The organism is Methanolobus vulcani (assembly GCF_900100715.1).
GTDB classification, from domain to species: Archaea; Halobacteriota; Methanosarcinia; order Methanosarcinales; family Methanosarcinaceae; genus Methanolobus; species Methanolobus vulcani.
Window position 1 is genome coordinate 58,379 of the sequence record NZ_FNCA01000009.1, and the last position, 18,077, is coordinate 76,455.

General features: G+C 41.3%; 16 protein-coding genes. 9 read left to right on the top strand and 7 right to left on the bottom strand.

The genetic code is table 11. The features are described 5' to 3' along the window. Window positions 1-3: 3 nt before the first annotated feature. Together BLP52_RS11855 and BLP52_RS11860 are read right to left on the bottom strand one after the other, a co-directional pair. Window positions 4-720, bottom strand: coding sequence for an ABC transporter ATP-binding protein (locus BLP52_RS11855; RefSeq protein WP_238380826.1), 717 nt, complete (start codon window positions 718-720; stop codon window positions 4-6). Between the two features lie 88 nt (window positions 721-808). Further along, the gene (locus tag BLP52_RS11860; protein WP_091710700.1) at window positions 809-2,014 is read right to left on the bottom strand and encodes an aldo/keto reductase; all 1,206 of its coding nucleotides are present in this window, start codon (window positions 2,012-2,014) and stop codon (window positions 809-811) included. A 111-nt stretch (window positions 2,015-2,125) separates the two neighbouring features. On the opposite strand from BLP52_RS11860, the gene BLP52_RS11865 reads away from it, so the two are divergent. Beyond that, window positions 2,126-2,827: a class I SAM-dependent methyltransferase gene (locus tag BLP52_RS11865; RefSeq protein ID WP_091710701.1), complete on the top strand. Its 702-nt coding sequence runs from the start codon at window positions 2,126-2,128 to the stop codon at window positions 2,825-2,827. Between the two features lie 12 nt (window positions 2,828-2,839). Here the strand turns inward: BLP52_RS11865 and BLP52_RS11870 are convergent, their stop codons facing one another. Further along, a complete protein-coding gene (locus BLP52_RS11870) occupies window positions 2,840-3,295 on the bottom strand; it encodes a phosphate-starvation-inducible PsiE family protein (RefSeq protein ID WP_238380827.1) in 456 nt (151 codons plus the stop codon). Between the two features lie 116 nt (window positions 3,296-3,411). Further along, complete coding sequence (locus BLP52_RS11875) at window positions 3,412-4,569, bottom strand: baeRF10 domain-containing protein (RefSeq protein ID WP_091710702.1); 1,158 nt, start codon at window positions 4,567-4,569, stop codon at window positions 3,412-3,414. A 39-nt stretch (window positions 4,570-4,608) separates the two neighbouring features. Between BLP52_RS11875 and BLP52_RS11880 the strand changes: the two genes are divergently transcribed. The 7 genes from BLP52_RS11880 (at window position 4,609) to BLP52_RS11910 (ending at window position 13,137) form a co-directional block, all read left to right on the top strand. Then, on the top strand, window positions 4,609-5,823 hold the full coding sequence (locus BLP52_RS11880) for a BAR domain-containing protein (RefSeq protein ID WP_091710703.1): 1,215 nt from the start codon (window positions 4,609-4,611) through the stop codon (window positions 5,821-5,823). Between the two features lie 184 nt (window positions 5,824-6,007). Continuing rightward, window positions 6,008-6,979, top strand: coding sequence for a serine O-acetyltransferase EpsC (epsC, locus tag BLP52_RS11885; RefSeq protein ID WP_091710704.1), 972 nt, complete (start codon window positions 6,008-6,010; stop codon window positions 6,977-6,979). Window positions 6,980-6,992: 13 nt separating this feature from the next. Further along, entirely contained in the window at window positions 6,993-7,922 is a 930-nt protein-coding gene (gene cysK / locus BLP52_RS11890) for a cysteine synthase A (protein WP_091710705.1), read from the top strand. 216 nt (window positions 7,923-8,138) lie between these two features. Next, a complete protein-coding gene (locus BLP52_RS11895) occupies window positions 8,139-9,197 on the top strand; it encodes a GNAT family N-acetyltransferase (protein ID WP_091710706.1) in 1,059 nt (352 codons plus the stop codon). A 74-nt stretch (window positions 9,198-9,271) separates the two neighbouring features. After that, window positions 9,272-10,360, top strand: a complete 1,089-nt coding sequence (dinB, locus tag BLP52_RS11900) for a DNA polymerase IV (protein WP_091710707.1) — start codon at window positions 9,272-9,274, stop codon at window positions 10,358-10,360. An 8-nt stretch (window positions 10,361-10,368) separates the two neighbouring features. Continuing rightward, window positions 10,369-11,247, top strand: coding sequence for an ion transporter (locus tag BLP52_RS11905; protein WP_091710708.1), 879 nt, complete (start codon window positions 10,369-10,371; stop codon window positions 11,245-11,247). Window positions 11,248-11,580: 333 nt separating this feature from the next. Beyond that, window positions 11,581-13,137, top strand: a complete 1,557-nt coding sequence (locus BLP52_RS11910; RefSeq protein WP_154717868.1) for a GAF domain-containing sensor histidine kinase — start codon at window positions 11,581-11,583, stop codon at window positions 13,135-13,137. A 44-nt stretch (window positions 13,138-13,181) separates the two neighbouring features. Here BLP52_RS11910 and BLP52_RS11915 read toward each other — a convergent pair whose 3' ends face one another. The 3 genes from BLP52_RS11915 to BLP52_RS11925 form a co-directional block, all read right to left on the bottom strand. Further along, a complete protein-coding gene (locus BLP52_RS11915) occupies window positions 13,182-13,976 on the bottom strand; it encodes a ribonuclease HI family protein (RefSeq protein WP_091710710.1) in 795 nt (264 codons plus the stop codon). Between the two features lie 84 nt (window positions 13,977-14,060). After that, window positions 14,061-14,690, bottom strand: coding sequence for a 4Fe-4S binding protein (locus BLP52_RS11920; protein WP_202905787.1), 630 nt, complete (start codon window positions 14,688-14,690; stop codon window positions 14,061-14,063). A 255-nt stretch (window positions 14,691-14,945) separates the two neighbouring features. After that, window positions 14,946-15,893 (bottom strand): CAP domain-containing protein, encoded by a 948-nt coding sequence (locus BLP52_RS11925; RefSeq protein WP_091710711.1) that lies wholly within the window; start codon window positions 15,891-15,893, stop codon window positions 14,946-14,948. Between the two features lie 238 nt (window positions 15,894-16,131). Here BLP52_RS11925 and cooS point away from each other — a divergent pair, with 238 nt between their 5' ends. Beyond that, complete coding sequence (gene cooS, locus BLP52_RS11930; protein ID WP_091710712.1) at window positions 16,132-18,036, top strand: anaerobic carbon-monoxide dehydrogenase catalytic subunit; 1,905 nt, start codon at window positions 16,132-16,134, stop codon at window positions 18,034-18,036. Window positions 18,037-18,077 lie beyond the last annotated feature (41 nt).

Consider the following 18,077-nt stretch of genomic DNA (forward strand, 5'->3'; position numbering starts at 1 on the left):
ACCTCAGTTCACAAGTTCAAGGAAGAAATCTTCAAGCGGCCTGTCACCAATCGCAGGGTCGTCCATATTTCCTGAGAAAACCAGCTTTCCCTTGTAGATTATACCCATACTGCTGCATATTTCCCTGGCAATTTCCAGAATGTGGGTCGATATAAAAACCGTGCCTCCCTTGCTCACATAGTCCCTTAGATAATCCTTGACCTTGCGCTGCATCAACGGATCGAGATTAATAAGAGGTTCATCGATTATCACAAGTTCAGGCTCGTGCAGAAAAGCCTGTGCAAGCATCAGTTTTTGTCTTGTTCCTCTGGAAAGATCTTTGCAGAGAATGTCTTTCTGGCCTGCAAAATCAAGATATGTGAACCACCATTCACATTTATCTTCAAAAGCTTCAAGCTTTCTTATTTTTGCAACAAAATGCAGGTATTCTTCAGCCGTAAGGAAACTTGGTGGTGTTTCCTGCTCAGGAATGATACCAGTAAGCTCTTTTACTCTCAAAGGATTGGCAAGCACATCGACTCCAAGCACTGAAACCTCACCTTCAGTAGGCTTAATCTGACCGGTGAGCATTTTTATCATTGTTGTTTTGCCTGAACCATTCGGACCCAGAAGGCCAAATAGTTCACCTTTTTTGACTTCAAGGTCAACGGCATCCACAGCTTTTGTATCACCGAAATTCTTTGAGAGATTCTTTACGGTTATCAAGGTATCTACCTGCAAGTATTGGGTTGGTTTTCTGTTAACCTATAATTATAGTTTTGAAAAGTATAAATAAGTAAAGAAAAGAAAAAGTTCTCAAAAGAGAACTTCAGCAACTGTCGTCAGCAAATAACTGCTTTGCAAAAGCAATTCTTTCTCCAAGACCCGGACCTTCAAACTCCTCTGCAACCTTCTCAAGCGTGTCAGGTATCGGAATATGCTGAGGACATGCATCCAGGCACTGGCCACATTGCACACACTGTGAAGCAAAGTTTGTCTCGGCACCTCTGAGAATTCCACCCATTTTCGCAGCATACATCATCTTAAGTCTGTCCTCGCCACCAAACATGTGCAAGTTGTTGTAGACCTCAAAACATGCAGGGATATCGACTTCTTCAGGACATGGCATACAATATCTGCATGCGGTACAGTTGATCTTCATAAGCTCACCGTACTTCTCTGCGGCCCTTTCCACAAGTTGCAGCTCTTTTTCGGTCAATGAGTTTGGAAGACCATCATCTGCAACCTTCAGATTCTCTTGAACGTGTTCCGGTGCACTCATACCTGAAAGCACAACTGTAACTTCCGGATGATTCCATACCCACCGCAGAGCCCATTCAACCGGACTGCGTTTCACATCAGCCTCATTCCATATATCCAGAATCTCCTTTGGAACAGGATCCGCAAGATTTCCACCACGCAAAGGTTCCATTATCACAACAGCAAGACCTTTGGAAGCGGCATATTCCAGACCTGCTGTTCCTGCCTGGACGTTGGTATCCAGGAAATTGTACTGTATCTGGCAGAAATCCCAGTCGTAGGCATCGATTATAGGTGCAAAGTCCTCCGGGTCACCATGATAGGAAAAACCGGCATTGATTATGCGACCATCTGCCTTTGCTTTGTCAAGGAATTCAAGCACACCTATTTCCTTAATTGTTTTCCAGCTACTGCCTACAAGACTGTGTACAAGATAGTAATCGATATGATCAGTATTGAGTTTCTCAAGCTGTGCGTTGAGGAACTTATCCATATCCTCCAGCCTTTTAACCATCCACTGAGGTAATTTTGTAGCGAGCTTTACCTTTCCCCTGTATCCGTCTGCAAGAGCATCGGCAAGGAAAGTCTCACTTTCTCCCATGTGATAAGGCCATGCAGTGTCAACATAGTTCACGCCATTGTCTATGCATGTGCGAACCATATCAGTTGCCGTCTTGTCATCTATACTTCCATCTTCTTTCACCGGCAGGCGCATGGCGCCAAAACCCAGTATTGAAAGCTCATCACCGTTCTTTGGATTTTTCCTGTATAACATCCTTTTATGCTCCGTTTAAGGTATCTAAGTGACTAATCAGTCATTAAACTCTAAGATTACTTAAAGGCTCTGCAAAGGAAATATAAATAATAAAAAAGTCCATTTTCCTATATGCCTTCTAACCAAGATCGCGAAAACAAAACTCCTCATCTTCCAGAGGATTATGATGCTAAGATATCTACCGTTCTCCCTTATTACAGATCATTTCATGAAGAGACCATAAATCTTGTCAGATCACTCCCGAAACCACCAAAAGTATGGATGGATACAGGATGTGGAACCGGGACATTTATCGCAAAAGCGATTGAACATTTCCCTGATACAAAGTTCCTCATGCTCGACCCTTCAGAAGGAATGCTAAAGCAAACAAGGGAAAAACTCTCATCATGTTCCTGTGACAGAGTTAAAATTCTCGAAGCTTCCGCAACCCAGGATTTCACTCAGGAACTCAGTGAACAAACAGACGTAATTACGGCAATCCAGTGTCATCACTACCTTGATATGGAAAACAGAAAAAAAGCGGTTGCAAAATGCTATGAACTGCTCAAAGATGGCGGATTTTTCATCACATTCGAGAACATCAGCCCACTTACAAAAGAAGGTATCAGCGTTGGTAAAAGATACTGGGCGGATTTTCAGAGAGTCCACAAAAGAACTGAGGAAGAAATAGAGATTCACCTGGAACGTTTTGGTACTGAATACTTCCCCATTACAGTTGAGGAACATCTCAAACTGCTTAGGGAAACAGGATTCAGGACCGTGGAACTTTTCTGGTACTCTTACATGCAGGCTGGTTTTTATTGTATAAAGTAAAAAAGTAGTATTTTACTTTAATTCGCTTTCTGCTTCTGGTACCAATACAGAACTCTTATATTCAACAGGGGTGAACTTTACGGCAATCGCACGAACAATACCCAAAACCAGAAGCAATGCTGCAAACGCAAGTAAGGTCTCTGTTTCAAATTCATGGCCGTAGATCAGTACAGTGATTTCACGCATGACTATCAATATGGTTGCGTCGGTCACATATGTAAGCCTGATCCTTTCATGTACCTGATAATCTGCAAAAGCCTTGAAAAAATCAATAAGCACAAAGATTGTCAGTACACTGTACACTACCTGACTGAAACCTCCTTTTTTCAGCCATACCAGTCCTATATTCTGGAAAACATTGAACATTCCTACAATTATTGCCAGCAGAAGTATGTAAAGGACAATTACCGTAACCAGATGAATGATCTTCCTGAATATTTTTTCATGCGATAACATATTATAGTTCATAGCAAGCCTGCTAATCTCTAATGATTCAAAATATGTTATTTATATGTGCATATCATGTATTTCTTTTCTAGCATTGACGATTATTTGGGACTGTTATATGCAGAAAAATTGACAATTCAGTATCTTAGAAGCGCACCCACATCATCATCAGATTCAAGGAAGTCCTCTTTTTCTACAAACTCAACCTTTGCACCTGTGCGCTGTGCCATCTCATAGAGTTCTTCTATCACATTGACAACCAATGTTGGACCTCCACACCTGTCACATTCTTTTGGAGCATTGGCGTTTGCCTGAAGGTTCTGGCATCTCTCACATATCCAGCCGGGAACAGAAGAATCTTTCAGTATGAGCAGGGTGTTAACTCTTGCCTGTTCAAGTGCATTCTTAACATCTTCAAAGCCATGAACAGCGAGCCCGCCTTTGAGAATCGCACTTTTCAGTTCTTCACCCACCGTTATGGCCTCGGAATGCTCACTCTTCTGAAGCACGGCATCTCCGGCTTCTACCAGTTCATCCCGTGGAATATCAATAGGAACATCAATAACACCCAGAACCTTCTGCTGGACTTCATATGGCAGCATTTCCATAAGCTGCTGTTTTGCCTCCCCGGGTCCTGCAAGAACAAAACCTCTTGTCTGAAGCTGATCACATGTTCCCTGGACATTTTCAGCAACCTCTGAGAGGAAGGATTTGATAGCGCCTTTTCTCAGATGGTTGAAACGCATCTGACTCCAGCCACCTTTTTTGTGCTTATTCATAAGGTCTGTTGAGAGGTGTTTTTTCTCCTCTGCAATATCTGAACGTATGCAGGTGAACTTAGCCTCCTGGGAATCAACCAGAAGCACACCATAGTCCTCATAATCGGCTCTTAATTTCGCCAGTGGAAGCAGATAAGGTGATGTGTCAAGAACAAAAGATTGCTCCGGTTCCACTGCAAGCCTGTGAACACGTAGGAAAGATTCTTTTGAACTTGCGAAGATAATTCTTCCCTTCTCACCTGAAATTGCTGCATCAAAAACTGCGGGTTCTGCCATCTCAAATGTCTTTTCGAATTCTGAGCGAAGTTCAGGGTCCAGAGCTTTTTTGATAGCACTCACTCTTGAATCTATAAATATACGGTTCAGGTGCTCATTTTCCCTTCCGGATACAGGAAGATAAACTGAAAGGTAGACTGGTTTTTCATCATAGATATCTGCCAGTGCCCTGATATCAATATCCGTTACTGGAAGCAGTTCCTCATTAATTATCTCTTTTTGACCTTTAGATGATTGCATAAAATATCTAATACAGAGTTCTATATAAATTTATTTAGCATGGTTAAATGTGATGGAATGAACCTTAAAAGAATAATTCTGAAAAATGGTTCATCAAAAAGAGTAAATAACCGCTATGACAGATTTTTATATATGACTCCTGTAGCTCCATCATCTAATACTGCAGACATCCTTTCAAGCTCACGAAAATATATCATTTCAATTCTTGACAATATTCCACAGTCACTTAAAGACGCAAGCAGTGAAGTTGTGGTTGAGTTCGTGTGTGATGAACTGAGAAAGATACCCGTACCTCTTCTTGGTTCCATACTTGCAAAGGCTGTTGAGAGTAAGTATGGAGGAAAGAAAGCTAACGACGAGTCCCTCTACGAACTCGGAAAAATGCTCCAGAGTATGAAGGATTCTGATGATGATTTCCAGAAAGAGCTTGAGAAGATCAACATCTTCCTGCCCGAGATCATGCAGGCCATAACTACACAGGAACAGAGAATGATAGACAGGGATGCTCCCGATCTTCAGGTGCTGAATGCAACACTGGACCTGAAATATCCCATGAACGATGATGAGCTGAGGATCATTCTTTCAAATACTGGTGGCAGTTCCGTCATGGTGGATGAAATAGTCCTTGAGATAGAGAACTGGGAACCTGAAATTAATGTAGACCTCAGCATGCCAGCAGCTCCGATGCAGATGATTTTTCTTAAAACTGAGCTTTCAGTTGAAAGAACCGAGTATCCGCTTTTCAATCTGAATTCGATTCAACCACGCATATTTGGAGAAAGAGGAGATGGTGCAGAAATCATTGTAATACAGATTTCTTCACTTAATAACGCAAAATACAGCATTAGACTGAAAATACCCTGGCAAGATCTCTCTACTGGAAATAAAGGGTTCTTAAACTATCCTGCTTCTGAAGAAAAGCCCCTGGAAATCGCATTTCCTTATTCACCTGGATGGAATCAGTATATACAAATAGATTCACTTCTGGAAAGTCAGAAAATATTTGATCAGATGCAACTGAAACTCACAAAAGTCAGATCAATACTGAAAAATGGCCATCTTTCTGACGGAAAGAATGTGGATAAAACCAATAATGAGCTCTTTGCTATCGGATTGAACACAGGTATTGGTACCTATCCTGATCTGAATTCTATGCTCACAGTATTCGGACCAATATTTGTGGAACTAGCACCTGATGAAAGGAAAAATGATGCAGGGGCACTTATTGCAGAAATTGGAGAAATGCTCCAATAGCAGCTTCAAAGATTTTAAATGGTATTATCTTCAATCATATATGGGTTTAATAAAAGTGGACGTTGCTGAATATAGATAAGTATTTTAGAATGAGAAAATTATGCAAAAAAGAGAGCTTGTAGATGTGAGTATTGTTAACGCTGTGAACAATATAAATAAATCAGATTTTAAATGACGTGATAAAATGGCCAAAACATCATCAGAACAAAAAGGATGCACGATTCTAAACTCCATGGTCGACAACATATACCGTCCGGAAATTCCGGATATCGTGGACCTTGTCGTCAACAGTTGTTCTGAAAGAGGATGTTTTGACCACCTTGAAGCTGCTGTTATCCCATCCAGAGAAGCGCTTGTAGAAATTATCGACCTGCTGAAGGATATTCTCTTCCCCGGTTACTTTGGAGACCAGACAGTTGACAGGAATACCTTGCCGTATCATCTGGGAAATGAGATCACTGAACTGTTTGGTAAACTATCAGAACAGATAACCAACAGCATAATACACGAATGCAACCGCTGCGATGAGGAATGCACCGAATGCATTGATCGTGGACGCGAGGAGACATTACGATTTCTGAGAAAGATACCTGATATCAGGTCCATGCTGGCTTCAGATATCATTGCCACATATGAAGGTGACCCTGCAGCTAAAAGCCATGATGAGATCATCTTCAGCTATCCGGGAATATTTGCTATGACAATTTACCGCTCAGCACATGAACTGCACAAGCAGGGAATATCCATAATTCCCCGCATCATGACAGAGTATGCTCATAGCGTTGTAGGAATAGACATCCATCCCGGTGCAAAGATAGGTAAAGGATTTTTTATTGACCATGGTACTGGTGTTGTTATAGGTGAGACTTGTGAGATAGGGGACAATGTACGTGTCTATCAGGGTGTTACCCTTGGTTCTCTGAGTTTTCCAAAAGACGAATCCGGAAAACTCATACGGGATCAGAAAAGGCATCCTACCATTGAAGATGATGTTATCATTTATTCCAATGCAACCATTCTTGGGGGAGACACTGTAATCGGAGCAAGAACGGTAATTGGCGGTAATGTATGGATCACAAAGTCTGTTCCGCCTGATACAAAAGTGATCATCGAAGAACCAAGACTAATTTTTAAGGAGAAAAAGGAACACAAATAATGGAGTTGGTAAAATTCACATTTACGAAGACATAACTAAGACCGTTGGCAACACACCTCTTGTACGCCTGAACAGAATCACTGAAGGTTGCCATGCAACTGTGATCGGTAAAGTTGAATCCTTCAATCCATTAAGCTCAATTAAGGACCGTATTGCTCTTAATATGATAGAAACGGCTGAAAAAGACGGAATGATCAACAAGGATTCTGTTGTCATAGAACCAACATCAGGCAACACAGGAATAGGACTGGCTTTTGTATGTGCTGCAAAAGGATATCGTCTTATTCTTACGATGCCTGAGACCATGAGCATTGAAAGAAGAAAGATACTCAGGATGCTTGGTGCTGAAATAGTTCTCACACCTGGGAACAAGGGTATGAACGGAGCAATCGCCGAAGCTGAGGAGCTCGCAAAGAAAACTGAGAGATCCTTTGTTCCACATCAATTCATGAACCCGGCAAATCCTGATATTCACCGCCGTACCACTGCCGAAGAGATCTGGGAGGATACGGATGGTAAAATAGATTATCTTGTGGCAGGTGTCGGGACTGGAGGAACAATTACTGGAATCTCTGAAGTAATTAAAGCCCGCAAACCTTCTTTTAAAGCAATAGCTGTCGAACCAGAGAATTCACCTGTACTTTCCGGTGGCAAGCCAGGACCTCACAAGATACAGGGAATTGGTGCCGGTTTCATCCCTGATGTACTGAATACAGAGATTATTGATGAGGTAATCAAAGTCAGTAATGAGGATGCTTTTGAAAACGCAAGACAGATGGCAAAAAAAGAGGGAATACTTGTTGGGATATCATGTGGTGCAGCTGTTCACGCGGCTTTAGAGCTTGCCAGACGAGAGGAAAATGCGGGAAAAATGATAGTTGTGATATTACCGGATACCGGAGAGAGATATCTCAGCACGGCACTTGCTGAATTTGAGGAATGAAGATAATTAGGAGGAGTTTTTAGCTTATCAATTTGATAGCTGCTCTTGCTATATTATTAATATGGACATTATTTAAATCCAAAACCTATATATCCAATCAAATTCAATTTTTATTTGGGAGTAGTAGAATACAAAATCTGTGATGCGGAGTTATGACTCTGTTTTTCCGGGTTCCCTTATTACCGGGACATCTCATAAAAGAGACCGGGTGATCGCATGGTCAATATAAGACCTTTTAGGGAAGAGGACAACGATACTCTGTTGGACATTGAAAAGCTGTGTCCTCAGGGAAATGAAGAACGCGCAATGATCATTGACAAGGGACCGGATATAACAGCAAGATATGAAATTTATGACAACTGGGAGATCCGTGTTGCAGAAAAGAATGCCACCGCTGTGGGGTGGATAGGGTGGACAATTAAACAAGGAACGGATGAACCATATCTTTATATTGCAGAAGTTGTGGTTCATCCTGAACACAAAGATAAGGGAATTGAAGTCGAACTTATCAGGAAAGCAGAAAAAGCCGCAGCAGAAGTTAAAGCTTCTTATATCTATTGTTATGCATATGAACCAAATGAAGAGTTCATTGATCTTTTTGAAAAACTAGGCTACATGAGAGAAAAGAAAATACAGGCCATTTCAATTTCAGCTTATAAAAAGGAAAAGATAGAAAGCGCATATGAAATTGAAAGGATAAATCCTGATGATATCCATGAAGCTATTAAGCTGATCAATAGCTACTACCATGGAAATGCTCAATTCTATCCATTTACAACAGAGAGTTTCAGGGACTATACTGAAAGAATACTGGGATACGGTCTGGAGAATTTCATTGTGGCAAAGTGGAAAGGACATATAGTTGCATGTGCTGGTTTCTGGGATTCATCTGTCCTTATGGAACTTACCTATACAAAAGAGCCAACTATGTGGAAACTCATGACAAATGCCTATGGAATACTCAGACATTTTGTCAGCATGCCAAGAATACCATCAGAAGGCGAGGTATGCAAAATGCATTCAATTGTTGATTTTGCATTTGAACAGGATCACAGTCTTGCAATGGAAGAGATAATTGACTATTGCAATAACCTGATGTTTGACACTAACTGTAAGTTCTTCGGAGCTTACACAGACCCTGATGATCCGGTTCTTGGAGTTATAAAGAAGTTCAAGCCGATATATGAGAAACTCTACCTCTACGCAAAACCAATCTCAGGAAAAGTGCCTGATTTCAGCCGGATTTATGTGGATTGCAGGGATACTATACTTTAAATCTGGTTCTTCAAACTCATTTTTAATCATTTTTCAGTTAACCATAAAAAGAACCCAAACCTTCTTACTTAGTGATGGAACGTGTGATAATTCATGTGGACATGGACTATTTCTATGCTGCAATAGAAGAAAGGGAAGAACCGATGCTTAAAGGAAAAGCTGTAGTTGTCTGCATGTATTCCAACCGTGGTGAATCAGGCGGAGCTGTCAGTACTTCTAATTACATTGCAAGAGATGCCGGAATTCGTTCTGCTATGCCATGTAAACTTGCAAAATCCAAAAAGCCTGATGCTGTTTTTCTCCCGGTTCGCAAAGCGTTCTATGAAGAGGTTTCTGCAAATGTTATGGAAATCCTTAGATCAAATGCAGATAGTGAGGAATCCTTTGAGAAAATAAGTATTGATGAGGCATTTCTTGAGATAACCGAATCCTGCAACGGTGATTATGATATTGCAAAAGAAATCGGTCTCAGGATAAAGGAAGAAGTGAAGTCACAGGAGAGAATAACCTGCTCAGTTGGCATCGGTCCAAACAAACTTATTGCTAAGATGGCATCATCTTTCCGCAAACCCGATGGGATAACTGTGATAAGACCGGAAGAAACTGAGGATTTTCTAAAACCGATGCCTGTGAAGAAATTATGGGGAATTGGCAAGGTAACTGAGGATAAACTGATCGAAATGGGAATAACAACCGTTAAAGAACTGGCAGCTTTTAATGTTATGGAACTCATTTCTGTTTTTGGAAAGAATAAAGGTATGTGGCTAAAACAAGCTGCATCAGGTCAGGATGACAGTCCTGTGAAGGAGAGGACTGCAAGCGACCAGATAGGCAGGATGGCATCACTGAAAAATGACAGCCGGAATGAGAATATGATATTCTCGTTGCTTGATGAGCTTATGGACGATGTTGTTAGCAAGGTCAAAAAAAGGAAAGTATCGTTCCGCTCTGTTACAGTAACCGTTATATTTTCAAATTTCAAAACCTCAACAAAAAGCAGGACTTTCAATCATGCCGTAAGCGACAGGGAGATACTGGCTGAGAATGCCGTGGAACTCATGAAACAGTTCCTTGACGAAAGTACAATCAACTTCAGGCGTGTTGGTGTCAGGGTTGGCAACCTTCAGGAAAGTACAGGACAAAAGAGCCTTTTTGATTTCTGAGGATTACAATGGCTGCATATGAGCAAAAATATTCAGATAACAAACCGGATGGAAATAACTGGAGAAGCCATCTTTATGAGATAATATTTGAGGCTGATACTCCTGCCGGAAAGAATTTCGATATCGTTCTTATAGTAAGCATCCTTCTGAGCGTACTGGCTGTCATGCTTGACAGCGTGAAGTCATTCAGACTTGCGCACGGTGACCTGCTCTATAATATAGAATGGTTCTTCACCATACTTTTTACAATTGAATATACTCTGAGGCTGCTTTGTGTCAAAAGTAAGACCAGATATGCAACCAGCCTTTTAGGGATAATTGACCTGCTGGCCATCATGCCTACATACCTGAGTCTTTTCCTGCCGGGAAGCCAGTTCCTGCTGGTTATCAGGATACTAAGAGTTCTGAGAATATTCCGTATCCTCAAACTTGTGCAGTATCTGAACGAGGCTGAACTGCTGATAAGCGCATTAAAAGCAAGCGGCAGGAAAATTACTGTTTTCCTTTTCACAGTTCTGACACTTGTTGTTATCCTGGGTTCGCTGATGTATCTTATAGAAGGGGAAGAGAATGGTTTTACCAGCATACCTATGAGCATTCACTGGGCTATCGTGACTCTTACAACAGTGGGTTATGGTGATATTGTACCAAAAACACCACTTGGAATTGCACTTTCTTCGGTTGTTATGATCATTGGTTACAGTATAATTGCTGTTCCAACAGGTATCGTGACTGCTGAGATCAGTTTTGCTTCAATTGAAGAAAGGGAAAAGAGAAGACCTAAGAATGTCTGCATTAATTGCGGTAATGATAAAAACGATAGTGATGCCATGTTTTGCAAGCATTGCGGAACGAGATTAGAAGGTAAATATCAGATATTTACCTGAAGTAAATATATGAGATTGGATATATTATGTGCTTATAATATTGTTCGCTCTCTGCACATAGATTTTATTGATATTTTTTGAGAAGTATACTGATGAAGATTCTATATATCACACTCATCCTCATCATCATATATGCAGACCCCGGATACATATAAATAGCAGAATTCTAGACAGTTTTCATCTTGATTCAGTATTATAACATTATATTAATGATATAATGTTTGGATAACAAGCTACATGCACCTGAATCGCAATAATTGAAGTATCCGGGGGATTCACATTTCGATCTGTGACACGAAAAACGATGAGCTGAACAATAATCAGCTCAGTCTATTGAAAAAAACCCTGTCATCGGTACAGGACCTTATAGTCGTAATAGACCGGGATATGCGGATTGTAACAAGTAACTGGAAGAATTGTGATTCTATAGCTGCTAATGAAAAAATGGGTCATCCATTATGTTACAATTGTCTAATGAAGCAGACAAAACCCTGTGAATCATGCCGTATGCTTGAAGTTTTTGCCACCGGCAAATGCTGCAGCTTCGAAATAACAGACCCTATTGACAACAAAGCAAAACTCATAGAGCTTTCACCTCTTTTTGATGATAATGGCAATGTGTCAATGGTAGTACGGCATGCAAAAGACATCAGTGAATGCAAATCCATTGAAAACATCCTGAAAATGAGAGAAAAACAACAGGCTGCTGTTGCAAAACTGGGACAGGAAGGACTCGCAGGAGCAGATCTTGGCAAGCTTATGCATGAATCTGTCAGACTTGTGACAGACACTCTTAATGTCGAATATTGCCGAATCATGAAAAAAGAAGACCATAACGCTGTCATGGTTGCCGGTGTTGGCTGGGAAGAAGAGAACAACACCAAAAATGAGAGTCAAAGCAGCAAAAATGACATTGTCTGCTATACATTGTATTCTGACTGCGAAGAAGACTCACTTATTCAGGATAACAATTCACAGGACAAATTCAGCGGATTTTCATTATTGCAAAAGAATGGTATTGTTAGCGGTATGGATGTTACTATCGGAAGCAGAGAAGACCCTTACGGTGTCATGAACGTACACACTACGCAGAGAAGGGTGTTCACTAAGGACGATATGCACTTCATGCAATCTGTGGCCAATGTGCTTGCAGAAGCTATCAGCAGGAAAGAAGCTGAAGAGAATCTCAAAAAATATGCAAAGCGTCTTGAAGATGCAAACCATTTGAAAGTGCTTTTCACAGACATACTGACACACGACCTTCTTAATCCTGCAAATATAATACGCGGCTTTACTGAAGAGCTGATAATTGTCGAGGATGAGGACAGCAAACAAAACCTGCTTGACAAGATACACAAGAACAATGAAAGAATGATCTATATGATAGAGTCAGCTTCAAAGTTCATTAAACTGGAATCTATAGACGATATAAAATTTGAAGAGTATGACTTTTTGCCCATTCTCGAAAAAGTTGTCAGGAACCTCGGTTCTGAAATGAATAAAAAGGATATTCATTTCGATATGAAAGCAACCGGACCTTATCCCTCATTTATGAACCCAATAATGGAAGAAGTGTTCCTCAATCTGCTTTCAAATGCTATAAAATTCACTCCTCCAAACGGAAGAATAGCAATATCCATTTCTGATTCAATGGACAAATGGAAAATACAGGTCACTGACACCGGACCGGGGATCAATAATAATGACAAGGAAATGATATTCGAGCGCTTCAGACGTGCTGAGAAGGGAAGCATAAAGGGAAGCGGTCTTGGTCTTGCAATTGCAAAAAGAATAGTTGAACTTCACGGTGGAGAAATTGGAGTTGAAAATAATCCAATTGGCCGTGGAAGTGTCTTCTGGTTCACGATCAGAAAAGCTCCATGCATCTGATTTTCAGATGATAACACTCTGAAACCCCGATAAATTGATTCTTACTACTTTTTTCTCTTTTTACTGAGTTCAATATCAACTTTGACCTTTTTTATCGCAAGATCGGTCGAAAGTCCTCTCAGCATCCATCTGAGTGCTGAGGCTTGCTGGCTTGAATTTTTGGGGAATTCTTTTTTGGCAATGGACGAAGCTTTTGAACCTGCTTCTTTCTGCAAAGTCTCAAGTTTCTTTCTTGAAAATGAGTCAAATCCTCCAACCTTAAGCTGGGCAAACGATTTGAAACCCGGAGATGGAGAAGTGTTAAGCTCATTGATCTGAAGTCTCAGTTTTGAAGAAACAGAAGAAGAGTTCACATCTGCAACGAACTTTCTGTTCTCAGGTTTTACAGAACTTTCCTTTGATGTTTTTGATTCTGTTTTTGACACTTTGTTTCTTCTGGATTTAGGCAGTGCAAGCCTGTCAGCAATACTGTTCTGCTCTCTGGGAACCCATGTGAATTTAACCTTCAGATTATGTTTTTTAATTATGGAAGCAGTTTCCTCTTTGATCTTTGCAAGATTTTCGTTATTGACTTTCCATTTCCCTGACATCTGGCTGATAACAAGTTTGCTGTCACCACGAACGTGAAGAGGACCCTTCCCACCAAGTTTCAGGTAATTGGAAATACCTTCCTTCAGGGCTGTGTACTCGGCAACGTTATTGGTATTGGATGGTGAAGGTTTCTTTTCCTTGCTCCCTTCTGTTGGTTTTTTTCCAGTGCTCCAGTTGATTATCCATCCAAATCCCATTATTCCGCCGGGATTCGGGTCGCATGAGCCGTCAAAGTTCAGGGTGTCCATATTTACTTTTCAAGGGTGTTCATTACTTTTGTATTTGCCGGGAAAATTGAATTAAAGGAAAAAAAGAAAAGTAGAGAGTAGAAATCACGCATCTTTTACAGATTTCCCAAAACTCAGCGCATCCTTTGGACAGATATCAATACATCTTCCGCATTTGATACAATCAGGATTATGTGTCATATCCACGATATTCAGGTGCATCGGACAGATCTTTTCACATTTGTGGCATTTGATACATTTTTCGATATCCATTTTTAGCGGATACTTATTCACACCTACTATGCTTTGGAGTGTCCCCATAGGACAGAAAGTGCACCATGTCCTTGGAGCTATCGTAACTCCCAATACAACTGCAATGGAAGACGTTACCAGACACATTATCACAAGCACCATTCCAATCTGGTTGATGAGTCCATGAGTGTTCATGAGCCTGTAACCCATAAAAACAATCATTAGCATGAAAAGAGGAACTCTTATCCAGTAGCTTTTGAGAAACTTAGGTATCTTTCTTTTTTCTGAGACTTTACCCACCCAGAAATCCATGAAACTTCCCCTCGGACAAAGGTTTCCGCAGAACCAGCGGCCTCTGAACGGTGCGATCAGAAAGATAGCACCAAAAACAAGCAACATGAAATAGCCAAGCAGTGGAAACCATAATCCTGCTATTGAAACGATGATCACAAGTGGCCCCATATAGGGAGTTATTTTTAACATGATTTCACCAGTGTGTTATTTTTGTATTGTTGTATTATTAATTATTGTTGGTTTCAAATAAAAAAGAAAAAGAGTCGGGATTACTTTTCAACAGTAACAATATATTGTTACACTGAAACAAAAAGTAGGATGATAAACTGGTTTTGAGACGGTATCCAAATTATCTGTTGATAATAGCGAGAATGCGATCACAACACGTCCTCACTTCATCTGTCCTATTGTTTTGCTTATAATTGGTGGTCCGGGTCTTTAAATTCACTTATTGTACACTGCTGCAAATTCCACGAAATCATCGAAATCGACATCTTTGTCATTGTCAAAATCGAATACTGGATTGTATTTTACATTATCTGATGTTGAATTATAGACTTCGGCAAATTCCACGAAATCATCGAAGTCAACATCTTTATCTCCGTCAAAATCTCCCTTCATGGATTCAGAAGGCATTACTTCCAGTTCCCATGCAACGGAATCGGTTCCTCCGGAACTCACGGCGGTTGCCTCAATATCGTGAGTGGCTTCCGAAGGTGATTGCATGTTGTAAGAAGAAACGGTCACATCTTCATCGGTCTTGACAACAGTGCCGTCCACCGACCAGCTGACATCACATAAATCGTTTGCCTGTATGCTGAAAAGCTGGTCACTGCCATCTGAGCTTATGCTGTATGACGCCGGGCTGGATGAAGTAATGGAAAATGCAGTTTGTGCGTCCGCATTCCAGCCGAAGTCCTCTGTGTACATGGCAGTGTTCGGATATGAAGTGTATTCTCCGACCCATATGCCAATACCTATCTCATTGTAATCGGGATTCAGGATATTAGCCCTGTGACCCGGAGAGTTCATGAGGTTCTCGTGAGCTTTCACAACATCAGGAGGATAATTCATGGCGATATTCTCGGCAACACGATAGATTGGATAGCCCGCATCCTTCATTCTTTCCCAGAAAAGAGTACCATCATAGGAATCATGGGAAAAATAATCCTTTTCTATCATCTCTTTACTATGGTCTCTGGCAACCTGAGTAAGAACAGGATTGAGACTTAAGGGTTCAAGACCGTAACTTATCCTTTCAGCGTTGATAAGATCAAGCATCTGTTTTTCCTGCGCTGCATACACATCTTCTGCAGAGACAGCCGATACTAAGCAGGATAGCAGTATGATACATACAAAAATGCATCCTGGCAAATAATACGTTTTCTTCATAATAAAATCCCTCAACAGGAACCTAAAAAGTATATTGTTCCTTAAGCAGCAAAAGTATCTGATATATTATATATATTCTTATATAATAACTTGAGAGAGATTATTTTATCGAAAGAACTATGATAATATAGAATTTCAGAAATTTTGGGAAGATACCTTCCAAAGAGTTTTTATGTTGTACTATCTCCATATATAATGGGCACATAAAAGCCCGACTTCAAACATATGGGGAATTAATGTGGAAGATGACAGAATATCGTATCATGAGTCAGTGCGTACAGTATATAAAAGGATAAAAGAAGACGGTATGACCAATGTCTGGGACCGCTACGAAGCCCAGGGAATGGGTAGCAGCCCGGACAGAAGATGTACGTTTTGTCAAGGAGGAATGCGTTGCGATCTTTGTTCCAATGGGCCGTGCCGTGGAGATGCACTGAAGGACAAAAGGGGAGTTTGTGGAATAACTGCCGACGGAATGGCCATGAGAATGATGCTTTTACGCAACGTCATGGGTGCTTCGACCTATCAGTACCATACAAACCAGACCATCAAGACACTTAGGGCCACCGCAAAAGGTGAAACTCCTTTTAAGATCACCGAAGAGGAAAAACTGAGAAACTTTGCCGGAAGACTCGGAATAGATTCCAGTGGAAACATAGGAGATGTTGCCCTGAAACTCTGTGATTTTGTAGAAGAGGATTTTACAAGGGAATACGGACAGTCAAGTAAAATTGTGGAATTACTGGCTCCAAAGGAAAGACAGGAGTTATGGAAGAAGATCGGTATCTTTCCCGGAGGAATCCAGACAGAGATCCTGAGGTCAACAAGCTCATCCCTGACCAATGTAGATGGAAATTACGTCAGTCTTGCACTGAAGGCCATGAAACTTGGTGTGGCAATGGCATACCAGAGCCAGATAGTCAATGAATACTGCCAGGACATCATATTCGGATTGCCCAGACCTCACAACATGAGAGTAGATCTCGGAGTTCTTGATCCTGATTACGTGAATATTCTTCCGAACGGACACGAGCCATTTCTGGGATTTGCCATGGTGCAGCTTGCAAGAAAACCGCAGTGGCAGGATAAGGCAAAGCAGATTGGAGCAAAAGGTCTCAGAATTATTGCCAACATTGAGACAGGCCAGGAAATGATACAGCGGTGGGAGATGGATGACGCTTTCTACGGATTTACCGGAAACTGGATCATGCAGGAGGCTGTGCTTGCAAGTGGTTGTGTGGATGTTTTTGTTGCGGACATGAACTGTTCAATGCCAATAGACCCGATGTATGCTGAAAAATACAAATTCAAGCTCATTCCTGTGAGCGATCTTGTTTCATTTGAAGGTGTCAGCGACCGTTTAGACTACATTCCTGAAAAAGCAAGTGAACAGGCGGCAAAACTGCTTCAGATGGGTATTGATAATTTCAAGGAACGGAAGGCCAGTGTAAAGCCTGTTACAGATCTGCCGATGAGTGAAGCTGTGGTAGGCTTTTCCACAGAAAGCATACTGGATGCACTGGGAGGAAAACTTGACCCGCTCCTGGATGCCATCAAAGACGGAACCCTGCGTGGAGTAGCTGGACTTGTTTCCTGTACAACCCTGAGAGACACGGGTCAGGACAGTCACAGTATTGCCGTTGCGAAGGAACTTATCAAAAGGGATGTGCTTGTGCTTTCCATGGGATGTGGGAATGCAGCCATGCAGGTTGGAGGACTCTGTAGTCCCGAAGCAAAAGAACTTGCAGGACCCGGACTAAAAGCTATCTGTGAAGCACTGGGAATTCCTCCGGTACTCAGCTACGGAACCTGTACCGATACAGGCAGGATCGCTGATCTGATAGCTGCTGTATCTGCAGCTCTTGGCGATGTGCCTGTGCCTGATCTGCCAGTTGTTGCAACGGCTCCTGAGTATATGGAACAGAAAGCAACGATAGACGCGGTATTTGCACTGGCATTCGGACTTTATACACATGTGAATCCTGTTCCAACCGTTACAGGAGCACCAAATCTTGTGAAACTTCTCACCGAGGACTGTAAAGACGTTACAGGCGGAGTAATGAATGTGGAAACTGATGCCGTAAAAGCAGTGGAACTCATGCTTGAACATATTGAGAACAACCGTAAGAAACTTGGAATCTAAAAAAGAAGTTACCGGTGAAAGAATGGAACATATGAACCATG